Below are 24,007 nucleotides of genomic sequence, written 5' to 3'. Positions count from 1 at the left end.
TGGACGTCACGGTGGAGTGGGAGTACACCACCGTGCCCAGCAGTGCCACCCGGCGCTTCGCTTGTGTGTCTGACCAGGATGAGTACAACGAGCTGCGCCAGGACGTACCTACCACCTCCACCTGGTTCATGGCACCGCGCCCTGGCATGGACGCTCGCCATCGGGAGGCGTACGAGCTGCTGGAGCTGACCGTCGATGGCCGGCCACAGCCAATCCGCCGCAGCACGCGTGCTACCGGCCAGACCTACAGCGTCGACCTAGACGAAGACGCCAGAAGCGGCACACCAGTGCGCATCCGCCAGGTCTTCCGCACCATCACCCCACAGTGGAGCCACCGGCTGTACTTCGCCGTTGCCCAGCCGACACGAGGATGGTCACTCCGTCTGGACTACACAGACACCACCATTGCTGAAGTCCAGGTCAGTGACACGATGGCGACCACGCCGGCTTCCAGCGTCGTCCATTCGCCGGAGGCTGTACCAGGCAAGGAGATCACCGTCGAGACCTCTAGTTGGCTACTCCCCCAATCTGGCGTGGCCTTCACGTGGGCAACCAACGACGAGCTGCCCCAGACCAAGCAGCCTGAGGCAGTCGCCTCCTCGAGAGAGGGCTAGTTCCTAGGGATAGTCAGCTTCCGCCGTTCATCTCATCCACCTCCTCACCAGCTCGACCGCTGCGGACAGCCACAGGATACATCGTCGTGAGATACATAGTCTCTGGATTAGGAGTCTTTCGCCGGTTGAGATGGAGCCGTGCCCACCGACCGCAAGCCACCGCTCTCACCAGCCACTGGTGAGTTTGGTCGGCGTGTGCGCGCCCGCCGCGAGCAGCTGGGCCTGTCGCAGGAGAAGCTGGCCGAGCGCACCACCCTGCACTGGTCGTACATCGGCCAGGTCGAACGCGGCCAACGCAACCTCAGCCTCCACAACATCCTCCGCATCGCCCACGCCCTCGACACCGACGCCGGCGGGTTGGTGAGTGGGCTGGAGGTGTAGCGACGGAAGCAGTCGCCAACTGCCACCGGTGTAGTCGCTGCTGCACGTCCCCCATTCCTCATTGATTTCATCATTCTGTGGTATTCTTCTGTATACTTACTACAGAATAGCCAAAACAGAATAACGGAGGAATAATGGCAGTCACTGTTGACGGTCGCACCGACATCGAGAAACTCACTGAGTTGCTCTCTGAGCCAGAACAACAACACCTCGAATTCAAAGAAAGCGTTGACCTTTCGAAGAACGAGGGTAAAGTAAAGTTCGTCAAAGATGTTGTGTCTATGTCGAACCGACCGCCAGGCGGATACATCCTCATCAGAGTTGATGACAGCGGAAAGCCTGTTGCCCCGCAAGGAACTTTTGATCAGAAGACACGTGAACTCTTCGATGGTGCGCGTCTCAACGACCTTATCCGCAGGTACACAGAGGGCCCTGTGCACGTCACCTCGCAGTTCCACACCGTTAGCGACAACGAAATAATTCTCATCTACGCTCACCATAACGAAAGCGGTCTGCCAGTACCGATGAGTTCTCTTGGGCAGTACTCCGACGAGCACAAGCGACCGACAACCATATTTCGCGAGGGCGACATCTGCATCCGAGATGGCGCGCAAAACGCACCTCTTCGATGGTCGCACTGGAATGAACTGCTACGGGAGCATGATCAGCGCATCCGCGACGATGCACGAAAAGACATCGAATCTCTGGTAGCAGAAGTTGCCAGGTCGTTGCGAAGCCCAGGTGGGCGATCCAATGTGCCGCTATCAATAGACATGTCAGACGACACGTTCGTCGAGGCGCTGCTCACCAATATTGAACTCAGCGGAGACATGCGTATCCGCTACTTCCTGTCTCAGCTCTCCGGATTCGCCGCCGACGAGGAACGTTATGTCGAGGCACTCAATAAGGCAACCATCATCGCTGTGCAGGCTCTGTTCCTCGGCAAATTCGACATTGTTGATCTGACGATCACCCGCCTGTTCGATGCGTATAAGCAACTTGACCCGCAAGATCCATCAAAGCAACTCGCAATCATCGTTCGCTGCTACATCATCGGCGCAGCCGCTGTTCGATGCAAAGCCTGGTCAACTATATCCAATCTTGTACTCCAGCCCTATCCTCCGAAAATCGACGCCTTCACGTACGTCTACACATCGTGGATCCGCCACGGCCAAGTTGAAGCGTCTCGTGCAGAATTATTTCCTGCCGACAATCGGGGAAGCCTCATGATTCCCCCAGCACGACTACTTATGGTCGAGCATCCCGCGATGCGTCCTGATGTACCAGACACAGTATCCACTAATGCAGAGGTCATCCCTGAAAGCGATACCGTTCTCAATTCGTTGTGTCAGTTTGACATTTTGTATTGCATCATTGTTGCAGCCGATGAAACGCACGATGGCGACGCATACCCTGCATCCTCTGCCTTCAATCAATATCGCACTTACCCGATCCTCACTCAACTCATCGAAGATGAAGGAATGCGGCACGAGTTGTTTCCTGGAAGGAGCGATTTCCAGGTCGCCGCGGCGCTGAATGAAGCAATTAGTACTGCGAAACGGCAATCACTTAAATTCAACAACGGATGGTGGTGGAGCGACCATCCAGACGTTCGAAGTTTCATCAACAAGCACCAGAGTGAATAATACAGGCATTACCTCATCAGTCAGTGTTGTCACCAAGATGGAGAACACTCGATGAGCAAAAGCCAGCCGCTCCCGGTGATTGCTTACCGATTCACTAATAGACACAAAACAGACTTCAGCTTGCTTACTTAACAATCAAGCCAAACCTTCTCATAGCCCCACAATCATTGTATACTGATTGGAGTAATGCATGTATATATATCAAAATATCCGCGTTTGTCTGGATCATCCTATGATGAAGTATTAAAGCGGGCTCGAGCCGAGTATCATGTCGTCGCACAATCAAGCAAACGACAACCATATGTGAGGTCGAAATATTTCAATAGCAGCAAGATCTTTCTCGACGTATTTTGGACTCACCTGATGCAGAAGCACCCAAAGGAACGACGGAAAAGGCTCAAGTTCTACAAAGCGGCACTTGACCTGCTTCGTCATTCTCAGATCGCACCAGATACTATTTTTCGGACAGATGATCTCAACATTATGCTGCACCGCTTCTACGGCGTCACGAAAGACGGTGTGTACTTCTGCGTGCAGGTCAAGGAAGACAAGCGTACCGGCCGCAAGGACTTCATGTCAGTCTTTGATAGGAAACCGCGTTAAAGCTCACCAAATAAAAATCTCCCGCTGTGTGGCTTAGAAACCACCCGCCGGAGATCCTGGTGACACGGTGTTGGCCTGTGTCTACCTACGATTATAGGCTTTTCAGCCTAAATGTCAATAGTTTTAAGCAATTTTGGCACACTAAGAGGATAGAATGAATGGGCACGTGCTGCGCAGGCCTTCCAGCAACGAGTTCTAAAACACTTTCCTGGCGACCGGTACCGTTCTACTGGCCGTGATGGGATGCCCACGACGGCACACCAGTCTTAAGCTGGTCGGTGGCAAACACTATCCGCTCCCCAGATAACTCTGGGCGCTCTTCGACGATGGAGGCCCACGCTCACCGCCTCTGCCGTCACTCCTTGCGAGCAGCCGCCAGGTGGCGTCCGATGGTCATGCTGCTGAAGCCGAGCCGCTTGGCGATCTCAGCGATGGTCAGGCCCTGCTGGCGGAGGAGGATCGCCTGAGCACGGTCTTCGTCGGTGAAGCGGTGGCTGCGCTCCAGCCCTGCCTGCCCGCGCAGCCGGTAGACCGTCGAGCGGTTGACACCCGTCTGCCGGACGATCTCCTTGACCGGGACACCGGCGCGGTACAGGTCAATCACCTGCTGGCGCTGCTCGGGTGTGAGCGGCCGGAACTTCGTCTGCTTGATGCGGCCAACCTTGCGCGGCGACCTTGACACTGTGTCGGGCGCATCACTCTCACCGTTCGGCCGCTCCCCCACGCTGGTGGCCGGTGCGGTGGGCCGCCGTTGCAGGGGCTCACCTTCTGGCTCTGCCGCATCTGCCCCGTGAGACGGCCTGGGCTCGTCAGCATCGCCCGCCGCGCCATCCGACCCGTCAGTAGCCGGCGGATGCGCTACATTGGGGCGGGTACACACCTGGCCGCCCTCACCGGCGGCCAGCTTCCTTCGGAAGTCCAGCAGCACCATCAGGTTGTTAGGGTCAATGGTGCGGAGTTGTACTGACGCCCCAGTTACTCAAGCATTGGGGCACGTCTTGCCTCCGTGGTGGAATCGGTAGACACCGCGACCTTAAAAGTCGCTGCCTACGGGCGTGCGGGTTCGAGTCCCGCCGGAGGCACCACAGCATCGCTATACAAACCCTCACCTCTGGTTCTCGAAACGTCGCCGTTCCCTCACGAAACCTTTGCCCTCCCGCTATGGGAAGGGGGACACTGGCCCTGTCCTGCCTCGAGTCAAGGAGCCGTCATGAAGATCGCCGCCCGGGCCAAAGCCGCTCAGCCCTTCTATGCGATGAGCATTGGTGAACGCGCTGGAGTCCTCCAGGCGGAGGGCCACTCGATCGCCAAGCTCAGCCTGGGTGAGCCCGACTTCGGCGCCCCTCCCGCTGTTCGAGAGGAGATGTGCCGCGTCATGGACGGCCGACCACTGCCCTACTCCCCTGCCCTGGGCCTGCTCGCACTGCGTGAGGCCATTGCCGGCTTCTACCGGGACAGGCACGGCGTCGAGGTCGATCCTGCCCGGATCGTCGTGACCACGGGTGCGTCGTCGGCGCTCCTGCTGGTGGCCGCCGCCACCACACAAGCCGGTGACGACGTCGTCATCGCCGATCCGTCCTATCCCTGCAACCGGCAGCTGGTGGAGACCTACGGTGGCCGGATCGTTCTGGCGCCCACCAGTCCTGCCAGCCGTTACCAGATGGACCGGGCCGCAGCCGAGGCGGCGTGGACTCCTCAGACGAGCGCGGTGATGCTGGCGACCCCGTCCAACCCCACGGGCACGTCGATCCCCTTCGAGGAGCTGGCGTCGATCTGCGCGCTGGCCCGTGAACGCGGCGCCTGGCGGATCGTCGACGAGATCTACCTGGGGTTGGCTGATCCAGGCGAGGACGGCACACCAGCGCGCACCGTCCTGGAGGCCGATCCTGAGGCGATCGTCGTCAACTCCTTCTCCAAGTACTTCGGGATGACGGGATGGCGCCTGGGTTGGGCGATCCTTCCCGAGGAGCTGGTGACCCCCGCGGAGAACCTGGCAGTCAACTACTTCCTGTGCGCTTCGACGCCCGTCCAGCAGGCCGCGCTGGCAGCCTTCTCCCCCGAATCCATCTCCGTGTGCGAGCAGCGCCGCCAAGAGCTCCTCGCCCGCAGGAGCATCGTGCTCGACGGGCTGCAACGCATCGGCCTCCCGGTTCCGGTCCTGCCCGACGGCGCCTTCTACGTCTACTTCGACGTCTCCTCCACGGGGCTTGATGCCCAGACCTTCTGCCACCGCGCCCTGGAGGAGGCTCATGTGGCACTCACTCCGGGGCAGGACTTCTCCACGACCACGGCCCACTCCCACGTGCGACTGTCCTACGCTGCCTCCCGCGACGAGCTGCACGAGGGAATGAAGCGTCTCGAAACTTTCATTAACAGTTTGTAAATAAACAGGCATTCAACTCAATAATCCGATATCGAGTCGCGTGCATCAATGTGGCACTCACCTGTTCACATGTTGCACAATTCTCGTCATGTCCATGCAGACCCTGCTCCTCTCCGCCGCGCTGGTAGCTTTTGGAGTGATCGCCGCCGTCGAGATCTCCAAATCAATCCATCAGAAAATACGCTTGCGCCGCGATACGGCATCCTCCGCCCCACACCGGGGTGAGGAGTCCACATGGAATGAGCTCACTGAGCATCATCGGCCCGTCAGACACTCCGAGCCCCAGAAGTTCGCCGCCGGTCCCCATGAGCGGCTCCTGGCGATCTGCGCGCCGTACTCCCTGTGCCGCCGGGACCCGTGGGACCGGCTCACCTGCTCCGATCTCGACGGCACGCGCACCATGCTCTCCCTCGACTGGGGAGTGTGCTCGCGCGCCGATCTCCTCTCCCGAGTCCACTGGCTCATCACCTCCGGCCACCGCACCGGTTTCGATGCCGAGCGCGCCCGCTGGGTCGACACCTCCCTGGCGGAGGCCGAACGCCACGAGCTGCGAGAAGCTGCCGAGTCCTCCTCAGACGCGGCCGAGACACTGTGGCGCCTCGAGCGCATGCTCAACAATGATCGGGACATCCGTAACGTGGACTTCTCCGCCTGGGACCTGATCCGTGCCGGCATGCTGACGCGCTGCGGATTCGCGCTGGGCTGGCTGACCGAGGACGAGACCTGGGACACGCTCGCGATCCTGGATCGCGGGCTGCGAGGGCGCTATCGGAGCTGGACGCAGGTGTCGGAGTCATTCCGGCTGGCACGCTGGTACTGGAACTCCACGAGCGGCAAGGACGAGCACTTCAACGACCTGCACGACCTCAACCGCTCGCTGGTTCTTCTCAGCCCCGACGGGCCGTGGGGGCTCATCGACTGGGACGTCGAGACTCCCGAGCCCTCGTTCCTCATTCTCGACGACCTCCTCGACGCCGGTGTGGCCACACCGTTGGGTGCGGGCGAGAGGAAGCGGGCCACACGGTGGGAGCGCTGGGTCGACGATCAGGTCATTGTCCGCGGGCAGCACCGCCCCCAGCACTTCGGCACCCACGCCGAGCAGCACCACCGGTTCGCCAAGCGCGCCTGAAGGATCACGTCAACGGCGATCCGCGACAGAGCGGGTACGGAGCTTGTGGTGGACCCGACCGGACTCGAACCGACGACCGACGCGGTGTAAACGCGTTGCTCTACCAACTGAGCTACAGGTCCAGGTGCAGACGCTGCCGGGAGCACACTGCCCGAGCACCCGGTGCCTGCACACGCAACTGACGGCGCGAGCCGCCTCAGCCGGAGACTTTACCGCCTCCACCGGACGGGCCACCAACCATCTCCGCCTCTGAGGGAGCAGTACGCCGCGCAGTCATCGGGTCGCCTCAGCGCCCCCGGCTGGAGACCCTGATGCCACTCCAGTGCTGCCCCATGGAGGCGGCAGAGGTCGCGTGCATGCCGGCTGTCGCGGCAGCCTCCTCCACCTCGGCTGCCTGGACGGCGCCGGTAGTACGCGCCTTGGGCGTCAGCACCCAGATGAGCCCTGCGCCGTCGAGGTTGGCCTGGGCGTCCACGAGGAGGTCGGTGAGGTCATCGACGTCGCCGTCGTCGTCACGCCACCACACGATGGCCGAGTCGGCCACGTCCTCGTAGTCCTCGTCCACCAGAGTGGTTCCGGTCTCCGCCTCAACGGCCTGACGCAAGGTCTCGTCGACGTCGACGTCGTAGCCGAACTCCTGAATGATGAGACCGGAGGCGAAGCCGAAAGCCCCACCCGCTGTACTCGCCACGTCCTTACACCGTCCTTCTGGGCCTGGCCCGTCTACCGTTCGCCCGCTGCTGGGCGATGAGTACTAGCCCACCGCACCCGGCACCAACCGCGCAAGTGAACACGCACGTCAGATTACCTTGGACTTTCCTTTGAAGATCGATTCTGACGCGACCGCCCCCTTGAGGCTCCACACCCCTCAGTGCTCGCCAGCGAAACCAACCCATCACTAAGTGATCTACATCATACATGAAGTGGGACTTTCTTCCCGTTCGGTGCAGCGTTCGCCCCGTCGCAGGTCGTAGATTAGGGCCGTCATCCACAGCGGTCTGGCTTCAGGCGCACGCCGATGCCGCCATCGGCACCACGGCACGCAATGAGGCTCGGGCCGACCGCACAGACGCGAGGAAAGAGGATTCCGTGAGCCCCACCAGTGACTCCACGCCGCTCATTGACGGCCTCCTGACGAAGGTGACCGACAACGACCCAGAGGAGACCAAGGAGTGGCACGAGTCCCTCGATGCCCTCATCGCGGACAAGGGCGCCAAGCGAGCGCGCTACATCCTGCTGAGCATGCTGGCTCAGGCCCGGCAGAAGAACGTCACGGTTCCCACCGAGACGACGACGCCGTATATCAACACCATCGACGTCGCCAATGAGCCCTACTTCCCCGGTGACGAGAGCGCAGAGCGCACCTACCGGCGCTGGCTGCGCTGGAACGCCGCCGTCATGGTCACCCGAGCCCAGCGCCCCGGGGTCGGGGTCGGCGGTCACATCTCCTCCTACGCCTCGACCGCAACCCTCTACGAGGTCGGCTTCAACCACTTCTTCCGCGGCAAGGACCACCCCGGCGGCGGTGACCACGTCTTCTTCCAGGGCCACGCCTCACCGGGCAACTACGCCCGCGCCTTCATCGAGGGCCGCCTGAGCGAGGCGGACCTGGACGGCTTCCGTCAGGAGGAGTCCCGCCCGGCAGGTGGCCGCGGCCTGCCCTCCTACCCCCACCCGCGCCGCATGGAGGACTTCTGGGAGTACCCCACCGTCTCCATGGGCCTTGGCCCCTCCGAGGCGATCTACCAGGCCTGGTTCGACAAGTACCTTCAGGGCGCAGGCATCAAGGACACCTCTCAGCAGCACACCTGGGCCTTCCTGGGCGACGGTGAGATGGACGAGCCCGAGTCGCGCGGCATGCTGCAGCTGGCCGCCAACCAGCAGCTGGACAACCTCACCTTCGTCATCAACTGCAACCTGCAGCGCCTCGACGGTCCGGTGCGCGGAAACGGCAAGATCATCCAGGAGCTGGAGGCCTTCTTCAAGGGCGCGGGCTGGAACGTCATCAAGGTGATCTGGGGCCGTGGCTGGGACCAGCTTCTCGCCGCGGACAAGGACCACGCCCTCGAGCACCTCATGATGGAGACGCTCGACGGCGACTACCAGACCTTCAAGGCCAACGACGGCGCCTACATCCGCAAGCACTTCTTCGGTCGCGACCCGCGCACCGCCGAGCTCGTCAAGGACTGGACTGATGACGAGATCTGGGCCCTGCAGCGCGGCGGCAACGACTACCGCAAGATGTACGCCGCTTACAAGGCGGCCACGGAGCACAAGGGCCAGCCCACTGTCATCCTGGCGCACACGGTCAAGGGTTACCTCCTGGGCGGCCACTTCGCCGGCCGTAACGCCACCCACCAGATGAAGAAGCTGACGCTGGATGACCTCAAGGCCCTGCGCGATCGGCTCCACATCCCGATCACCGACGAGCAGCTCGAGGCCAACCCGAAGATGCCGCCGTACTACCGGCCGGCCGCCGACGACCCCTCGCTGCTCTACATGCTGGACCGGCGCCGCCAGCTCGGAGGCTTCATCCCCGAGCGTCGCGATGCCGGCGTCGAGCTCGAGCTGCCGGGCGACAAGACCTACGACATCCTCAAGGGCGGCTCGGGCAAGCAGGAGGTCGCCTCCACGATGGCCTTCGTGCGCCTGCTCAAGGAGCTCATCAAGGACAAGGGCATCGGACGGCGCATCGTGCCGATCGTTCCGGACGAGTCGCGCACCTTCGGGCTGGAGTCGCTCTTCCCCACCAAGAAGATCTTCAACACCCAGGGTCAGAACTACACGCCGGTCGACGCCGACATGATGCTGTCCTACCGGGAGTCCACCTCCGGTCAGCTCATGCACACAGGCATCAACGAGGCCGGTTCAGTCTCCCTGTTCCAGGTGGCCGGCACGAGCTACGCCACCCACGGCGAGCCCATGATCCCGGTCTACATCTTCTACTCGATGTTCGGCTTCCAGCGCACCGGCGACCAGTTCTGGGCCGCCGGAGACCAGCTGACCCGCGGCTTCATCATCGGAGCCACCGCCGGACGCACCACCCTGACCGGTGAGGGCACCCAGCACATGGACGGCCACTCCCCCGTCATCGCGGCCACCAACGACGCCGTCATCAGCTACGACCCGGCCTACGCCTACGAGATCCGGCACATCGTGCGCGACGCCCTGGAGCGCTGGTACGGCCCGGACTCAGGTCGCAACCGGGACGTCATGTACTACCTGACCGTCTACAACGAGCCGATCCACCAGCCCGCCGAGCCCGACGGCGTCGACGTCGAGGGAATCCTGCGCGGTATTCACCGCATCAGCACGGCTCCCGACGGCGAGGGCCCCGAGGTCCAGCTCCTGGCCTCCGGTGTCGCAGTGCCCTGGATCGAGGAGGCTCGCCGCATCCTGGCCGAGGACTGGGGCGTACGTGCCGCCACGTGGTCCGTCACTAGCTGGAACGAGCTGCGGCGCCAGGCACTGGAGGTGGAGAAGGCCAACTTCCTGGCTCCCGACGCCCAGCAGCAGGTCCCCTACCTGACGCGGAAGCTCTCCGAGAGCACCGGCCCCTTCATCGCCACCAGCGACTACGACCACCTGGTCCCCGACCAGATCCGTGCCTGGGTACCCGGCGACTACTACACCCTGGGTGCCGACGGCTTCGGATTCTCCGACACCCGCGCTGCCGCCAGGCGCCACTACCTCATCGACGCCCAGTCGGTGGTGGTCCGCGCCCTCCAGGCGCTGGTGGAGCAGGGGCGCCTCGACCACTCCGTCCTGGCCCAGGCCGTTGCCCGCTACGACTTGACCAACGTCAACGCAGGCACCTCCGGCTCCCAGGGAGGGGAGTCCTGATCCGCCCCGTGCGGCTATAGTTGGACGCACTGACCAATTGTGGTGCCGGTGGAACGCGGTCTTCCGTGTTCCACCGGCACCACCATGTCTGCCGAATGAGGTCCTCCCTTGTCCCGCTCCCCGTTCCTGCGCTCCACCGCATTCACGGCCGCGTGCCTGCTGACCCTGTCCGGTTGCTCAGTCGGCTGGACCGGCGCCAGGGGGACGTCCTCGACCCCGGCGGGCCAGAACGATGCCGCCGCTCAGGAGGCCGAGGAGGAGCCCACTGGGAAGCTGGAGGACGCCAGCCCCATGGATCCGCTGGAGTACGGCAACTGCACGTCCTCCGACATCCGCGACTACGACGACGAGCTGACCGACAACGACGCGGAGGACACCCGGGCCCAGGCAGAGGCCCAGGTCACTAAGGTGATTCCGGCCTCCAACCAGGTCAGTGTCACCTCCAACGAGCTCTCCACTGATCAGGTGGTCAAGGTCTCGGCAGGCGCACGAGACGTAACAATCACCGCACAAAGTCTCGTGGTCGTCATCGAAGGGGAGATCGATTCACTGACCGTCAACGGCTTTGACAACACGGTCTGGATCGACGCCTCCAATAAAGTCACATTCGGTTCCAACGACGGGGACAGCCAGAACTACGTCTTCTGGCACTCCAGGCCTCCGCAGGCGAAAGTGGATCCACAAGGCCTCAACATCATCGGCAAGGACGTTCACGCCCCTGTCGTCCGCTCCTGTCGCTCCTTCTCATGATGCCGTTCGCGACAGAGCTGGAAGCAGCCTTCCGACGTCGGCGAGGCGGTACAGCACGCCGCCGGCCGCCCGCCGACCCTCGGAAGGCCGATTCCCCCTTACTCCTGCGAGCCAGGAGCCGTGGACACAACCGGCGGAGTTGACGGATCGGATCCTGAGTAGACCTTCAGGTCACGGAAATGGGGACGCAGAAGGTTCTCGGGGCTGAGAATCTCGTCAAGAACAGGTTCCTCGAGCAGCCCCATCTCCAGAACCACCTCTCGCACGCTGCGTCCTGAACGGGCGCACTCTCGGCCCACCAGGTCGCCGTTGTGGTGACCGATCACCGGGTTGAGATAGGTAACGATTCCGATCGAGTCCAGCACGTTGCGGCGACACACCTCCTCATTGGCCTCGATCCCCACGATGCACAGCTCCCGCAGGGTCGACATCCCGCGGGTGAGCAGATTGATGGACTCGAAGATGGCCTGGGCGATCACCGGTTCCATGACATTGAGCTGGAGCTGTCCCGCCTCCGCGGCGAAGGTCAGCGCAACATCGTTGCCCATAACCTTGAAGCAGACCTGGTTCACCACCTCCGGGATCACCGGATTGACCTTGGCCGGCATGATGGAGGAACCGGCCTGACGCTCAGGCAACCTGATCTCCCCCAGCCCCGCACGAGGCCCGGAGGACAGTAGTCGCAGGTCGTTGCAGATCTTGGACAGCTTCACCGCCAAGCGCTTGATCGCGGCGTGCATCGAGACATATGCGCCCGTGTCACTCGTGGCTTCCAGCAGGTCATGCGCTCCTCGAACCTCCAAACCGGTGATCTCCCGCAGATGCCCAACAACAGTGCTCTGATAGTCCGGCGGGGTGTTGAGCCCCGTGCCGATCGCCGTGGCCCCGAGGTTCACCTCCAGAAGCAGGGCGGCGTTGTTGTGAAGCCGGCTGACCTCCTCCTCCAGCAGAACGGCGAAGGCCTCGAACTCCTTCCCCAGGCTCATAGGAACAGCATCCTGAAGCTGAGTACGCCCCATCTTCAGAACATTGACGAACTCCGCCCCCTTGGATCGCATCGACGCAATGAGCCGCTCGAGCTCCTCGATGAGCGAGCTGACAAGGGCGAACAGCCCCAAACGGAATCCAGTCGGGTAGGCATCGTTCGTCGACTGGGACTTGTTGACATGATCGTTGGGGTTGATGATGTCATAACGGCCCTTGGCGTATCCCAGGTACTCCAGCGCGAGGTTGGCGATCACCTCGTTGGTATTCATGTTAACGCTGGTCCCGGCACCCCCCTGGAACTGGTCGACCGGGAACTGATCAAGGCAGCGCTCGGCAAGCAGCACCTGGTCACAGGCCCACACAATCGCACCAGCAATCTCCGGGTCGATAGCCCCCAGATCACTGTTCGCTAACGCTGACGCCTTCTTCACCTGCACCATGCCGCGAACGAAGGCCTCTTCATCACCGACCACAGATCCAGAGATCTGGAAGTTCTCCATCGCACGTAGCGTATGGATTCCCCAATAGGCATCCAATGGAACTTCCCGTGCACCAAGAAGATCTTCCTCTGTGCGGGTTGCCTTCGTCATCCTGAGCCTCCGAGTTGTCTAGCTAGGCACCTGCCTGTGCGCATCCATGCTGGCATACGACGCACACATTCGGGTCATTGCAGATTCACATACCATGGCTTCCACAATGGTTACGCTATTGTAACCTGCGCAATCCGCTCCGTCTCCGCGACACACCACCCTCAGTTATCCCCGTATTTTCAACACAAACTCGTGTCGGATCACACGCCGCGCCAATCGAGAACCTACTGTCCTCAGGATATTCCAGTCGGTAGCATCCACAGTATGGATGAGTTGAGCGCTCCGGGAGTGTCTGCACTGCGACAGGCGCAGGACACAATTATTGAACACTCACTGGACCGCATCAGTTCGGCCCATGATTTCTACCGAACCCTGCCGGAGGGATCGCGCGACCAGATCGCAGCGGTGGCCCGCCTGGGCGTCACCATGTTCGTCGACTCGGCGGAGAACCCCTCGACCCCGCTGACCCCCTCCCAGATCTTCTCCGTTGCCCCTGCGGCTCTAACCGGTGTCATTACGCTGGAGCAGACCCTGGCGTTGGTGCGTACGGTCCTCGACGTCGTCGTGGACGAGGCTCCTCGTGCCGTACCCGAGGAGGACCATGACACCGTCCGCATCCTCGTCCTGACCTTCGGGCGTGACGTCGGCTTCGCCGCGGCCGAGGTGTACGCCCGGGCGGCCGAGGCCCGCGGCGCCTGGGACGCCCGGTTGGAATCCGTAGCGGTCGACGCGATGCTTCACGACGACCCCGAGGACGCCGCAACCCGAGCCGGAACTGCCGGCTGGAACGGAACCGGACCTGTGGTGGCGATCGCCGCCAAGACCACTCTGGATGCGCTCGGCGTCTCCAGGTTGCGCCACGAGTGCCGCAACCTGGCCAGCGACTGCCTGGTATCGGTACGAGGCGACTCCGTCCTCATCATCCTGGGTGACAGCCCGGCGGCTCACACCCCAGCGTCCAAGCACTCCGGCCGGGAGGCCACCGCTGAGCAGCTGGTGGACCAGGCCGCCATGCAGGTGGCCGGCGGTCTGGGCGGGTCGGCCGTCGTCGGCCCGGTGGTTCCAGGGATCTCGCACGCGGGTCGTTCGCTGCGCTCGGCCCTGGCCGGGCTGCGAGCTCTGCCCGGCTGGGCCGAGGCGCCAAACCCGGTTCACGCCGACGACCTCCTCCCCGAGCGGCTCCTGGCCGGCGACGAGCTCGCCTGTGAGCAGATCCTCAACCTGGTGCACGCGCCCCTGCACGAGATGGGCGATCCCTTCGAAAGCACGGTGGCCACCTACCTGGCGCTGGGCGGAAGCCTGGAGGCCACTGCCCGGAACCTGTTCGTGCACGCCAACACGGTGCGCTACCGCCTGGGCCGCGTCAGCGAGCAGGTCGGCTGGGACGCGACGAACGCCCGTGACGGCCTCATGCTGCACATGGCGATCATCGTGGGCCGACTGGCTGTCAGCCGAGAGGCCTGACGCACCGTGGGCGCGATGAGCGTCCGCATCCTCTTCTGCGCGACCGGACCGTCCGTCACCTTCGGGCTGGTCCGGTCGTGACGCTACGACCGCGCCCCGGCCGTGAGCCGACCCCCGGTGGTGCACCGGTTCCTAAGCACCCCTGCTCATCTGGGACAATGGTCCGACCTGCGGTACCTCCGCCGGCGAACCACAACCATCATCGAGTCACAGCGCCGTCACGGATCCTGGATGCTCCGTCACGGCGCCTGAAGGAGCCACCATGGCTGAGCAGAACAACGCCGACGTCCTGTCCATCGTCACCCAGATCGTCAGCGAGGAGTCCGGCGTCGCGGCCAAGGACATCACTCGGGACACCACCTTCGCCCAGGACCTCGACGTCGACTCCCTGGGTCTGCTGACCATCGCCACCCAGGTCGAGGAGCGCTTCGGTGTGGCCCTGGACGACTCCCTCATCCCGACTCTGCCCACCGTCGGAGCCCTGGTTGACCTGGTGACCTCCAAGAAGGCCTGACGACAGACATGAGCCCGGAAGCCGAGTGCCGCCCGGATGACGTCGTCGTCACCGGACTGGGAACCGTCAATCCTCTGGGCGCAGACGTTGAGTCCACCTGGAGCGCCCTGCACGAGGGCGCCTGCGCGGTTCGTACCCTTGAGCACGAGTGGGTCGAGAGCCATGACCTACCTGTGCGGATCGGCGCTCCCCTAGCGGTCGATCCCGCCGAGATACTCCCGCCCCGCCAGCTGCGCCGCCTCGACCGTGCCAGTCAGTGCGCACTGCTGGCCGCCCGCCAGGCCTGGGAGCAGGCGGGGGCCCCGCAGGTCGCCTCACAGCGTCTGGCGGTGTCCGTCTCCCCGGGCATGGGGCCGGTCCTGTCGGTTATGGAGGCCTGGGACGCCCTGAGGGACAAGGGGCCCCGGCGGGTTCTGCCGACGGCGGTCCCGGCGCTCATGCCCAATGCCCCTGCGGCCGCAGTCGGGATCGAGCTGGGGGCACACGGTGGTATCCATGCTCCTGTCTCGGCCTGCGCCTCCGGAGCCGAGGCCATCGCCTACGGCGCGGACCTCATCGCTCTGGGGCGGGCCGACGTCGTCGTGGTCGGGGGCACGGATGCGGCCCTCCACCCGATGACCGTGGCCGCCTTCGGCGCGATGCGGGCCCTGTCCACGCGCAACGCCGACCCTCAGACCGCCTCACGCCCCTTCGCCCCGGACCGTGACGGCTTCGTCCTGGGTGAGGGCGCCGGGATCCTCGTCCTGGAGCGCGCTGCGCACGCCTTGGCCCGTGGCGCACGGGTCCTGGCCGTGCTGGCAGGCTCTGGGGTCACTGCCGATGCCTATGACGTCGTACGACCGGAGCCGTCGGGCACGGAGCAGGAACGAGCCCTGCGGATGGCTCTGGGGCGCGCGGGCCTTGACGCCGGCGCTGTTGGGCACGTCAACGCCCACGCCACCTCGACACCGGCCGGCGACGTCGTCGAGGCCGGTGTCCTGGCCAGGACGGTGCCGGACGCGGCCGTCAGCGCCACGAAGTCCGCCACCGGTCACCTCCTGGGCGGAGCCGGGGGGCTGGAGGCGGTGCTGACCGTCATGGCGCTGCAGGAGCGCTGGGCCCCACCCACGCTGCTGCCGGCCGGAGTGGATCCGGAACTGGCCCGGCTCGGGCTGGACGTCGTTGGACCACAGGGCCGGGACCTGCCCAACCTGACGGCGGCGGCCAGTACCTCCTTCGGCTTCGGAGGGCACAACGTCGCCCTGGTCTTCGCCCGCCAGTAGTCGTGCTCGGGAGGGAGTCGCCATGTGGTCCCGCCTGTGACCCACCACGCTGGACCCGGCCGGTGCGGTCAGGCACAATAGCCATGCATGCCGCGTACGTCATGACATGAGCCCGGTTGCGGGTCGAGACCGTTGGGGAAGGCGAATCTCGAAACCAACCAGGAGGCGATACTCATGATCGGTGCCTACACCCGCGGTGTACTTTTCGTGCATTCAGCACCTCGGGCGCTCTGCCCCCACATCGAGTGGGCAGCGGCCGAGGTGCTCGGTTCGCGTGTCCACCTCGACTGGACCGAGCAGCCTGCGGCTCGGGGCATGATGCGAGCCGAGACCAGCTGGGTGGGGCCCGCTGGAACGGGAGCCAGCCTTGCCTCGGCCCTGCGCGGCTGGGCGAACCTGCGATACGAGGTGACCGAGGAGGCGAGCGTCGGCACCGATGGCGGCCGCTGGTCCCACACCCCAGACCTGGGTATCTTCCACGCACAGACGGATGTTCACGGCAACGTCGTCGTCCCCGAGGACCGGATCCGCGCCGCGCTCGTCTATGCCGCCGATCCTGACAGGATGCGCCGCGAGCTCGATCTGGCTCTGGGGCAGGCCTGGGACGACGAGCTCGAGCCCTTCCGCTACGCCGGAGCCGGCGCGCCCGTGCGGTGGCTGCACCGCGTCGGCTAGGAGCACGCCGCGCACGGGAGGCCTCATCGCCTACTGCAAACCGGGTGGGGCAACAGGTCGCAAGATCTGCTGCCCCACCCGGTCTGTATCTCTGGCGACGTTACAGTCCCTGCGCTCGCAGCTCCTTCATCGCCTTGGCCCGGTTCTTCCGGTCGAGGCGATCGAGGTAGAGGTGGCCCTCCAGGTGGTCGCACTCGTGCTGGATGCAACGGGCCATGAGCTCCTCCCCCTCGACGACGACTTCCTTGCCGTCCAGGTTCACTCCCTCCGCCCGGGCGTACCAGGCCCGCTCCGTGGGGAACCACAGGCCCGGCACTGACAGACAGCCCTCGTCCCCGTCCTGGTACTCGTCCTTGGAGATCTCGACGATCTTGGGGTTGAGGACGTAGCCGATCTCGCCGTCGATGTTCCAGGAGAAGGCGCGCAGACCGATCCCGATCTGATTGGCGGCCAGGCCGGCCCGGCCGTCCTCATCGACCGTCTCGAGCAGGTCCTCGACCAGGGCCTTGACGGAGTCGTCGATGTCAGTGATCCAGTCGCACTCGGTGCGCAGGATCGGGTCGCCAATGATGCGGATGTCACGGTATGCCATGGCGGCATCCTCCCACGACCAGAGCGACGAGGTCATGTTCGGCCCCTGTCGCGATCTGGTGCTCGCCCGCCACCGGCGACATCCGGCGCAGGCCGGATGGACCCCGAGCCTGACGCATGAAAAAGGAAGAGCCCCGGCCCGATCGGCTGAGGACTCCCCTGGTGGCTCCTGCGGCTGGACTCGAACCAGCAACCGTCCGATTAACAGTCGGATGCTCTGCCATTGAGCTACGCAGGAATGCGCTTGACGCGCAGTGAACTTTAGCAACATCCCGCGGCGACGTCGAATCCGGCGAACCGGAGGAAACGTTGCTATTCCAACGGCATCCTATCGTGTGGGCAGGCCCACACCCTCGCGGACGCGGTTCTCCAGCTCTTGAAGCGCCCGGCGATCCTCCACCTCATCGACCTGTGAGATCAGGGGCCGGGTGACGGAGTACAGCTCGCCGTCCCCGCCTCGACGCACGCTCGCCGTGGCCGTGGCGCCGCTGGGAAGCGTTGTCACGGCACTGTGGATGATGGCCGCCTCCACCCGCTGGCGCAGGGCCTTGGCGAAGGGGGCGACGTCTGCGGCGGCATAGGCGTCGCCATTACGGACTCCTGCCGGAACCTTCAAAACGAGGTCCTCGCGATCCTGCTGCGACCACCTCAGGGTGAAGACGCGCTCCTGCCCGTCCCAGGTCCCCTGCTCCACCTCGTCCCAGGCATGGACCTCGGGTCCGCTTCGCCCGTTGAAGACCACGAGGGCGTCGGCCGTGGCCACCGCCCATGCTGAGCCGTCCGTGTCCAGGGGAACGGCTCCCAGGGCGGGTTCGCGCAGCTGCTCGCGCATCTTCAGCGGAAGCGTGGCGGTGGAGCGGGTGGATGAGCCTTGACGACGTCGCAGGATCGGCATGACCGTCAGGCTACCCGCAGCTACTCGCCCAGCGGGCCACCGGCCGGTCTCAGGTCCCCTGCCGGATCTGCATGCGGCGCTGCTCGAGGGCGGCGATCTGGGAGAACAGCTCGCGGTAGCCCTCCTCCTGGGGCGACATCCGCCGGTGGCGTGAGCGCATCTCGACGAGCCGGCGGTTGATGCCCATGACGGCCAGGGAGTCGAGCACGCCCTTGGCGTAGCGCTCCAGCCCGGAGGCGTCCACCTCGGTGCCGCGTCCCCGGATGGTGGGCAGTGGCAGGGGTGCCACGGCGAGCTCGGTGATGGCGGCCTCGACCAGGCCGATGGCGCCGTCGCGTACCTGCTGGAGCCAACGCAGCGTGGCCCGGCGCTGCGCCTCCTGCTCCCCCATGCCGGCGGCCACCGCCTGCTGAACCAGCCCCGGCACCTCCGCAGTTCCTCCGGCGGCGGCGACGGCCTCGTAGACGGCCCGGTGGGTGAGCTGGCCGAAGGAGTCGGCCCCGAGCTCGTCGGCGCCGGCTTGGTGGGCCGCCACCGGGAACTGGATGATGACGGCCAGGGCCTCACGCTCGAGCTGCTCAACGGGGTCGGTTACCGGCGGCAGCCCCCGCACCGGGACGGCGGCATCGGGGCCGGCGGTCTCATCGGCGGGCCACTGGCCTCCCCGTGCGGCATTGGGCTGCGCCCCCCGCCTGCTGGCGGCCTGGACTGCGGCGTGGACCTCGGCGTCGGGCAGCCCCAGCCATCCGGCCAGCCTGCGGGTGTACTCGCGCTTGAGCGCCCGGTCCCGGATGCCGGCCACCACCGGCGCCGCCGAGCGCAGCCCCCGGACCCGACCTTCGGAGGTGTCCAGGTCCAGGTGGGACAGGGAGGTACGGATGACGAACTCGAACAACGGCACCCGCCGGGACAGCAGGCGCGGGATGCCCGGGTCCCCCTCCTTCATGCGCAGATCACAGGGATCCAGGCCGCCGGGGTCGACGGCCACGAAGGTCTGGGTGGCGAAGCGCTGATCCTCGGCATAGGCGCGCAGGGCGGCCTTCTGGCCGGCCGCGTCACCATCGAAGGTGAAGATGACCTCGCCTCCCCGAGCCTCGCGCCCCTGGCCGGTGACCACGCCCGCCGCGGGGTCGTCCACATCCCCCAGCAGGCGGCGCACCACCCGCACGTGGTCCGCGCCGAAGGCGGTCCCGCACGTGGCCACGGCCGTGGTCACCCCAGACAGGTGCGCGGCCATGACGTCGGTGTAGCCCTCGACGACGACGATCCGGTGGGAGCGGGCGACCTCCCGCTTGGCCAGGTCCAGCCCGTAAAGCACCTGGCTCTTGTGGAAGACGGGGGTCTCGGGGGTGTTGAGGTACTTAGGGCCCTGGTCCTCCTCCGAGAGCTTGCGCGCCCCGAAGCCGACAGTGGCTCCGGTGACGTCGCGGATGGGCCAGATGAGGCGACCACGGAAGCGGTCGTAGACGCGGCGCCCGTCCTGCCCGCCCCGGCTGCACAGACCGGAGTCGACCAGCTCAGCCTCGGTGTAGCCGGCCCCGCGCAGATACCGGGCGAGGTTGTCCCATCCGGCGGGCGCGTAGCCGACGCCGAAGTGCGCGGCGGCATGACGGTCGAAGCCGCGGGCCGTGAGGAAGTCCCGCCCCGGCTGGGCCTCCGGGGTGGCGAGCTGCTCGCGGAACCAGGCCTCGGCCAGGCGGTTGGCGTCCATGAGGCGCTGCCGAGTGCCCGGCTCCACCCCGCGCCGTACCGCACCGCCCTCCTCGTAGCGAAGCTGGACCCCGGTGCGGTCGGCGAGATACTCGACCGCCTCGGCGAATCCGAGGTGGTGGATCTTCTCGATGAAGGTGATGACGTCTCCGCCCTCGCCGCAGCCGAAGCAGTGCCAGTAGCCGAGCTGGGGGCGGACGTGGAAGGAGGGGGTGCGTTCGTCGTGGAAGGGGCACAGCCCCTTGAGCGAGCCGACGCCGGCGCTCTTGAGGGTCACGTGCTCACCGACGACGTCCTCAAGCCTGGCGCGCTCACGCACCGCCTCGATGTCCTCACGCCTGATCAGTCCCGCCACAGGGTCATCGTAGGCGAGGGCACCGACATCCTGCGCCAGGGCTTGGACGAGCTGCCCGATCAGTACAGCTAGACCTCGGAGAACATGCCGCACAGTCGGGCGTGCCAGGCCCGCGCGGAGGTGTCCGTCAGGGAGGCGATCTGGTCGACGACCACCCGCAGGCGCTCGTCGTCGTTGTCGGCCCGGTGCCAGACGTCGAGCAGAACCGGGTCGATGCCCTTCCCGCCGCCGGTCATGAGGACGTCGGCGAGGTCGAACACGAGGGTGCGCTGACGCAGGTAGACCGGCTCATGCTCCCTCGGCTCCATGACGTAGCGCACGGCAATGCCCTTGAGGAGGAGGATCTCCGCAGCCGTCTCCTCGGGGATGACGAGCTCGGCCTCGTAGCGGGTCAGAGGTCCGTTGCCGTATGTCTGGCGGGTGGCGGTGGCGACCGCCGAGACGAAGCGTCCGATGATCTCGCTGGTGAGGTTCTTCAGGTGCGCGGCGTCGGCCACGGAACCGTTGTAGGAGCGGATCCAGTAGGGCTGACCGGTCAACCTCTCGAAAGCCGCCCCGAGGGCGTCGGCGCTCAGGTCGGTGCCGTACCAGGCCCGCGTGGCCTCGAGCAGCTCATCAACCTCCTTGGGGTCGGTCAGGCAGGCCGGATCCAGGCGCCCCAGGGCGATGGCGTCCTCGACGTCGTGGACGGAGTAGCCGACGTCGTCGGACAGGTCCATGATCTGCGCCTCGATGCAGCGCCTGCCCTCCGGGGCCCCCTGACGCATCCAGAAGAAGATCTCGGCGTCATCGTCGTAGACGGAGTACTTGCGCGCACTGCGCCCGCTCGGACCGCCCGGTCCCCTGCCCTTGAGCCAGGGGTACTTGGCGACGGCGTCGAGGCTGGCCCGGGTGAGGTTGACACCGACAGGCCGACCGTTCCCGTCGAGGGTCTTGGGCTCCAGGCGGGTGAGGATCCGGAAGGTCTGGGCATTGCCCTCGAAGCCCCCGATCTGGCGGGCCACGACGTCGAGTGCCTTCTCCCCATTGTGCCCGTAGGGAGGATGGCCCAGGTCGTGGGACAGGCAGGCGGTATCGACGACATCGGGGTCGCATCCCAGCGCCTGCCCCAGGGCGCGCCCCACCTGCGCCACTTCCAGGGAGTGGGTGAGCCGGGTGCGCACGAAGTCGTCGGCAGACGGCCCCAGCACCTGGGTCTTGGCCCCCAGGCGCCGCAGTGCCGAGGAGTGCAGGACCCGGGCCCTGTCGCGTTCAAAAGGGGTGCGCTGGGGATTCTTCGCCTGCTCGTGAACGAAGCGCTCAGCGTCCCGCAGCTGGTACCCGGATAGGCCGAAACCGCCGCTTGCGTCGATACGCACAGGCTCTGATCCAGATTTCTGCACTGACATGGTCACAAGGTAACGCAGAAGGGGGTTACGATGGACGTCACCATTCCGACACCGTCCCAGAGGAGCGCCGGTACCCGATCCCTCCAGCTTGTGGTCGCCACGCATCCTCCTCATATCGATGAATCACTTCTCGGACGTCAAGTCCCTGGGCACGCGCCCGGCGGAAGGGAGACACCTGCTGTGACCACCACCACGACTCTCGTTCACCGGCCCTACGACGGTCCGGAAGAGTGGTGGCGCCACGCGTTGGTCTACGAGATCCCCTCACCGGACCTGGGGGCGGCCGACCTGGACCGCACCGACCCCATCATCGAGCACGCCCTCTACCTGGGCATGGATGCGGTACTCATCCGTCCCAGCCTGCTCGACGTCGACACCGAGCTGGACTCGATCCGCCGATTCATCGACAAGGCCAGTGGGCGGGGGCTGCGCACCATCGTGCGCATCTCCGGAGCGCTCGGTCCGATCACGGGCCCCTACGCCAAGCAGAACACTACCTTCGTCACCGGTCTCGAACGAGCCGCTGACGATCTGCTGCGCCGTTCGGAGGCCTACCTGCAGGCCGGTGCGGCCGGGATCGACCTGGGTACGATCGTGCCTCCTCAGCTCACCAGCGAGATCCGGCTGGATCGACTCAGCACCTATTGCGCCATGCTGCACGGACAGCTGGCCGAGTACGTCGACGAGGGCATCCTCGGTGCCGACGTGACCGCCGACTACCCGGAGTCACTCCGTCATCACCTCCAGGACGACTGGGTGCACCACCTGCGCGATGACTGCCTGACGCTGACACGGTGGAACGCCGAGTCCCTCACGTCCCACCTGACCCGGTCACTGGACGAGCACGACCGCTTCGGAGCACCCCCCACCTGGCGATTCCTTCCGCCCCACATTCTCTCCGAGCACCTGGATCCGGGGGACGGACGGCGCTGGTACTCCGTTGACCACGAGGAACGGCTGCGTCGAGGGCTGGCCCTGCAGGCCATGATGCTGGCCCTGCCTGGCTCGCTCTACCTGCGTCAGGGCGACGAGATCTCCCTGACCGACTCCGACAAGCCGACCGCCCCCCTGGAGCTGGCCGACATGGTTGCTGAGCACACCCAGGTGCAGTCCTCCCAGTTCGGCTCTCCGGCTGCGACTGTGCGGCACGCGGCTCACGTGCGCCAGGAGTACAACCTGGCCTGCGCTCCCCTGGCCTTCGTCGTCGGCCTGGAGTGGTGCCCGCCCCAGACCCTCGCGTTCCTGGTGCGCGGTGTCCTGGTCGTCGTCAACACCTCCGACTCCCCCGTCACGTTGCCGGCTGAGGCCAAAGTTCTTCTGTCCTCTCAGCCCCTGCGTCAGGAGGAGGGGCGTCTACTCGTGCCCCCGACGACGACGACGTGGCTGGAGGCCACGACCGTCGCCTAGAGCACACGGGTGCAAGTTTCATCAGTCCCTTGCATTCATTGCATAGGCCAGTTAAATTATGGTGCCAGGCGAGGGACTCCTCGCTCCGGATCTGATTCGAAGGAGAATCCCTGTGGCACCCACCCGCCGATCCTTCCTGACGATGGCGGCCCTGGCCTCCACCGTGCCAACATTGGCAGCCTGCTCCGGCTCACGCAGCACTTCGGGCACGGCAGCCTCGGGGGGTGTTGCCTCGCAGGCATCTGACACCTCCGGAGACAGGTCCAACGCCGACCTGGTCATCTGGGCGGATCAGAAGAAGGCAGACTCTCTCAAGGAGATTGCCAAGACCTGGGGCAATCAGCAGGGCATCTCGGTAGCGGTCCAGACCGTCGCCAATGAAGGTTATTCAGGGGGGTGTTGGGGTTTGTGTGGGTGTGTTACGCAGGGGTGATGGCTCGTTCCTGTGGGAGAATTCTTGTCGCCAGACAAAACCTCTATGGAAACGAGCCATCGCCGTGAAGTGTACCACCGGGCTGAGTGCCCATCAGTTCGCCGAGCTGACCCAGTGGATCAGCCAGAGCAAACCGCTCCACACCATCCCGGCGATCCTCGGGGTGGCCGGGTCGCTGCAGGCGACACTGATCTACCTTCGCCACAACCTTCCCCAGGCCGCCATCGGTGAGCTGCTCGGCGCGTCCCAGCCCACCGTCTCCCGGGCCGTCAAGGCCCGCCCTGAGCTGGTCACCCGCGCCCTGGACGGCTACCTCATCACCGCCGAGGAGGTCGCCCCGGGCTGCGACTACGTCCTGGACGGCACCCTGATGCCCTGCTGGAGCTG

General features: G+C 65.1%; 21 protein-coding genes, 3 tRNA genes and 1 pseudogene. 16 read left to right on the top strand and 9 right to left on the bottom strand.

What is annotated here, in order from left to right; all coding sequences use genetic code 11:
- The 4 genes and pseudogenes from HMPREF2883_RS10300 to HMPREF2883_RS15610 form a co-directional block, all read left to right on the top strand.
- Window positions 1-614 (top strand): annotated as a pseudogene (locus HMPREF2883_RS10300) (hypothetical protein); the annotation flags it as partial.
- A gap of 138 nt (window positions 615-752) precedes the next feature.
- The gene (locus HMPREF2883_RS10295; protein WP_009233135.1) at window positions 753-995 is read left to right on the top strand and encodes a helix-turn-helix domain-containing protein; all 243 of its coding nucleotides are present in this window, start codon (window positions 753-755) and stop codon (window positions 993-995) included.
- Window positions 996-1,129: 134 nt separating this feature from the next.
- On the top strand, window positions 1,130-2,641 hold the full coding sequence (locus tag HMPREF2883_RS14325) for an AlbA family DNA-binding domain-containing protein (RefSeq protein WP_075370972.1): 1,512 nt from the start codon (window positions 1,130-1,132) through the stop codon (window positions 2,639-2,641).
- Window positions 2,642-3,004: 363 nt separating this feature from the next.
- A complete protein-coding gene (locus HMPREF2883_RS15610; protein ID WP_070661948.1) occupies window positions 3,005-3,244 on the top strand; it encodes a hypothetical protein in 240 nt (79 codons plus the stop codon).
- Between the two features lie 355 nt (window positions 3,245-3,599).
- Here HMPREF2883_RS15610 and HMPREF2883_RS15605 read toward each other — a convergent pair whose 3' ends face one another.
- Window positions 3,600-4,175 carry a helix-turn-helix domain-containing protein gene (locus HMPREF2883_RS15605; RefSeq protein WP_256277436.1) on the bottom strand — a complete coding sequence of 192 codons (576 nt, stop codon included), beginning with the start codon at window positions 4,173-4,175 and terminating at the stop codon, window positions 3,600-3,602.
- A 69-nt stretch (window positions 4,176-4,244) separates the two neighbouring features.
- Here HMPREF2883_RS15605 and HMPREF2883_RS10275 point away from each other — a divergent pair.
- From HMPREF2883_RS10275 to HMPREF2883_RS10265, 3 genes are all read left to right on the top strand, one after another.
- Window positions 4,245-4,329, top strand: a tRNA-Leu gene (locus HMPREF2883_RS10275).
- A gap of 125 nt (window positions 4,330-4,454) precedes the next feature.
- Window positions 4,455-5,627, top strand: coding sequence for an aminotransferase class I/II-fold pyridoxal phosphate-dependent enzyme (locus HMPREF2883_RS10270; protein ID WP_070661920.1), 1,173 nt, complete (start codon window positions 4,455-4,457; stop codon window positions 5,625-5,627).
- An 88-nt stretch (window positions 5,628-5,715) separates the two neighbouring features.
- On the top strand, window positions 5,716-6,756 hold the full coding sequence (locus HMPREF2883_RS10265) for a DUF1266 domain-containing protein (RefSeq protein WP_070661918.1): 1,041 nt from the start codon (window positions 5,716-5,718) through the stop codon (window positions 6,754-6,756).
- A 46-nt stretch (window positions 6,757-6,802) separates the two neighbouring features.
- Here the strand turns inward: HMPREF2883_RS10265 and HMPREF2883_RS10260 are convergent.
- Both HMPREF2883_RS10260 and HMPREF2883_RS10255 read right to left on the bottom strand, forming a co-directional pair.
- Window positions 6,803-6,878, bottom strand: a tRNA-Val gene (locus HMPREF2883_RS10260).
- A 164-nt stretch (window positions 6,879-7,042) separates the two neighbouring features.
- A complete protein-coding gene (locus HMPREF2883_RS10255; RefSeq protein ID WP_070661914.1) occupies window positions 7,043-7,447 on the bottom strand; it encodes a DUF3052 family protein in 405 nt (134 codons plus the stop codon).
- A 398-nt stretch (window positions 7,448-7,845) separates the two neighbouring features.
- On the opposite strand from HMPREF2883_RS10255, the gene aceE reads away from it, so the two are divergent.
- Complete coding sequence (aceE, locus tag HMPREF2883_RS10250) at window positions 7,846-10,599, top strand: pyruvate dehydrogenase (acetyl-transferring), homodimeric type (RefSeq protein ID WP_070661911.1); 2,754 nt, start codon at window positions 7,846-7,848, stop codon at window positions 10,597-10,599.
- A gap of 108 nt (window positions 10,600-10,707) precedes the next feature.
- On the top strand, window positions 10,708-11,349 hold the full coding sequence (locus HMPREF2883_RS10245; RefSeq protein ID WP_070661908.1) for a DUF3060 domain-containing protein: 642 nt from the start codon (window positions 10,708-10,710) through the stop codon (window positions 11,347-11,349).
- Window positions 11,350-11,447: 98 nt separating this feature from the next.
- Here the strand turns inward: HMPREF2883_RS10245 and aspA are convergent, their stop codons facing one another.
- Window positions 11,448-12,926 (bottom strand): aspartate ammonia-lyase, encoded by a 1,479-nt coding sequence (gene aspA, locus HMPREF2883_RS10240; protein WP_070661905.1) that lies wholly within the window; start codon window positions 12,924-12,926, stop codon window positions 11,448-11,450.
- A gap of 264 nt (window positions 12,927-13,190) precedes the next feature.
- On the opposite strand from aspA, the gene HMPREF2883_RS10235 reads away from it, so the two are divergent.
- The 4 genes from HMPREF2883_RS10235 to HMPREF2883_RS10220 all read left to right on the top strand — a co-directional run bounded on the left by HMPREF2883_RS10235 (window position 13,191) and on the right by HMPREF2883_RS10220 (window position 16,841).
- A complete protein-coding gene (locus HMPREF2883_RS10235; protein WP_176747205.1) occupies window positions 13,191-14,390 on the top strand; it encodes a PucR family transcriptional regulator in 1,200 nt (399 codons plus the stop codon).
- Window positions 14,391-14,652: 262 nt separating this feature from the next.
- The gene (locus tag HMPREF2883_RS10230; RefSeq protein ID WP_070661899.1) at window positions 14,653-14,904 is read left to right on the top strand and encodes an acyl carrier protein; all 252 of its coding nucleotides are present in this window, start codon (window positions 14,653-14,655) and stop codon (window positions 14,902-14,904) included.
- Between the two features lie 8 nt (window positions 14,905-14,912).
- Window positions 14,913-16,166 (top strand): beta-ketoacyl-[acyl-carrier-protein] synthase family protein, encoded by a 1,254-nt coding sequence (locus tag HMPREF2883_RS10225; RefSeq protein ID WP_070661896.1) that lies wholly within the window; start codon window positions 14,913-14,915, stop codon window positions 16,164-16,166.
- Window positions 16,167-16,340: 174 nt separating this feature from the next.
- On the top strand, window positions 16,341-16,841 hold the full coding sequence (locus HMPREF2883_RS10220; RefSeq protein ID WP_034513182.1) for a DUF3145 domain-containing protein: 501 nt from the start codon (window positions 16,341-16,343) through the stop codon (window positions 16,839-16,841).
- Window positions 16,842-16,941: 100 nt separating this feature from the next.
- Here the strand turns inward: HMPREF2883_RS10220 and def are convergent, their stop codons facing one another.
- From def to HMPREF2883_RS10195, 5 genes are all read right to left on the bottom strand, one after another.
- Window positions 16,942-17,433, bottom strand: coding sequence for a peptide deformylase (gene def, locus HMPREF2883_RS10215; protein WP_070661893.1), 492 nt, complete (start codon window positions 17,431-17,433; stop codon window positions 16,942-16,944).
- Between the two features lie 162 nt (window positions 17,434-17,595).
- Window positions 17,596-17,670, bottom strand: a tRNA-Asn gene (locus tag HMPREF2883_RS10210).
- A gap of 90 nt (window positions 17,671-17,760) precedes the next feature.
- The gene (locus HMPREF2883_RS10205) at window positions 17,761-18,327 is read right to left on the bottom strand and encodes a hypothetical protein (RefSeq protein ID WP_070661891.1); all 567 of its coding nucleotides are present in this window, start codon (window positions 18,325-18,327) and stop codon (window positions 17,761-17,763) included.
- A gap of 49 nt (window positions 18,328-18,376) precedes the next feature.
- Window positions 18,377-20,392 carry a DNA primase gene (dnaG, locus tag HMPREF2883_RS10200; RefSeq protein WP_070661888.1) on the bottom strand — a complete coding sequence of 672 codons (2,016 nt, stop codon included), beginning with the start codon at window positions 20,390-20,392 and terminating at the stop codon, window positions 18,377-18,379.
- Between the two features lie 68 nt (window positions 20,393-20,460).
- On the bottom strand, window positions 20,461-21,780 hold the full coding sequence (locus tag HMPREF2883_RS10195; protein WP_070661945.1) for a deoxyguanosinetriphosphate triphosphohydrolase: 1,320 nt from the start codon (window positions 21,778-21,780) through the stop codon (window positions 20,461-20,463).
- Between the two features lie 180 nt (window positions 21,781-21,960).
- Here HMPREF2883_RS10195 and HMPREF2883_RS10190 point away from each other — a divergent pair, with 180 nt between their 5' ends.
- From HMPREF2883_RS10190 to HMPREF2883_RS10185, 3 genes are all read left to right on the top strand, one after another.
- Entirely contained in the window at window positions 21,961-23,187 is a 1,227-nt protein-coding gene (locus HMPREF2883_RS10190; RefSeq protein ID WP_070661886.1) for an alpha-amylase family protein, read from the top strand.
- A gap of 112 nt (window positions 23,188-23,299) precedes the next feature.
- The gene (locus HMPREF2883_RS14320) at window positions 23,300-23,620 is read left to right on the top strand and encodes a hypothetical protein (protein WP_256277435.1); all 321 of its coding nucleotides are present in this window, start codon (window positions 23,300-23,302) and stop codon (window positions 23,618-23,620) included.
- Window positions 23,621-23,684: 64 nt separating this feature from the next.
- A partial coding sequence (locus HMPREF2883_RS10185) for a transposase family protein (protein WP_141759101.1) occupies window positions 23,685-24,007 on the top strand: 323 nt, incomplete at its 3' end.

The organism is Actinomyces sp. HMSC075C01 (assembly GCF_001812965.1).
In the GTDB taxonomy this organism is placed as follows: domain Bacteria; phylum Actinomycetota; class Actinomycetes; order Actinomycetales; family Actinomycetaceae; genus Actinomyces; species Actinomyces acetigenes.
This window is presented reverse-complemented; position numbering and strand designations above follow the sequence as displayed.

Coding starts and splice junctions, on each gene's coding strand:
- HMPREF2883_RS14325 (WP_075370972.1), top strand. CDS start 1,130: ATGGCAGTCACTGTTGACGGTCGCACCGACATCGAGAAACTCACTGAG.
- HMPREF2883_RS15610 (WP_070661948.1), top strand. CDS start 3,005: ATGCAGAAGCACCCAAAGGAACGACGGAAAAGGCTCAAGTTCTACAAA.
- HMPREF2883_RS15605 (WP_256277436.1), bottom strand. CDS start 4,175: ATGGTGCTGCTGGACTTCCGAAGGAAGCTGGCCGCCGGTGAGGGCGGC.
- HMPREF2883_RS10270 (WP_070661920.1), top strand. CDS start 4,455: ATGAAGATCGCCGCCCGGGCCAAAGCCGCTCAGCCCTTCTATGCGATG.
- HMPREF2883_RS10265 (WP_070661918.1), top strand. CDS start 5,716: ATGTCCATGCAGACCCTGCTCCTCTCCGCCGCGCTGGTAGCTTTTGGA.
- aspA (WP_070661905.1), bottom strand. CDS start 12,926: ATGACGAAGGCAACCCGCACAGAGGAAGATCTTCTTGGTGCACGGGAA.
- HMPREF2883_RS10235 (WP_176747205.1), top strand. CDS start 13,191: ATGGATGAGTTGAGCGCTCCGGGAGTGTCTGCACTGCGACAGGCGCAG.
- HMPREF2883_RS10230 (WP_070661899.1), top strand. CDS start 14,653: ATGGCTGAGCAGAACAACGCCGACGTCCTGTCCATCGTCACCCAGATC.
- HMPREF2883_RS10225 (WP_070661896.1), top strand. CDS start 14,913: ATGAGCCCGGAAGCCGAGTGCCGCCCGGATGACGTCGTCGTCACCGGA.
- HMPREF2883_RS10220 (WP_034513182.1), top strand. CDS start 16,341: ATGATCGGTGCCTACACCCGCGGTGTACTTTTCGTGCATTCAGCACCT.
- def (WP_070661893.1), bottom strand. CDS start 17,433: ATGGCATACCGTGACATCCGCATCATTGGCGACCCGATCCTGCGCACC.
- HMPREF2883_RS10205 (WP_070661891.1), bottom strand. CDS start 18,327: ATGCCGATCCTGCGACGTCGTCAAGGCTCATCCACCCGCTCCACCGCC.
- HMPREF2883_RS10195 (WP_070661945.1), bottom strand. CDS start 21,780: ATGTCAGTGCAGAAATCTGGATCAGAGCCTGTGCGTATCGACGCAAGC.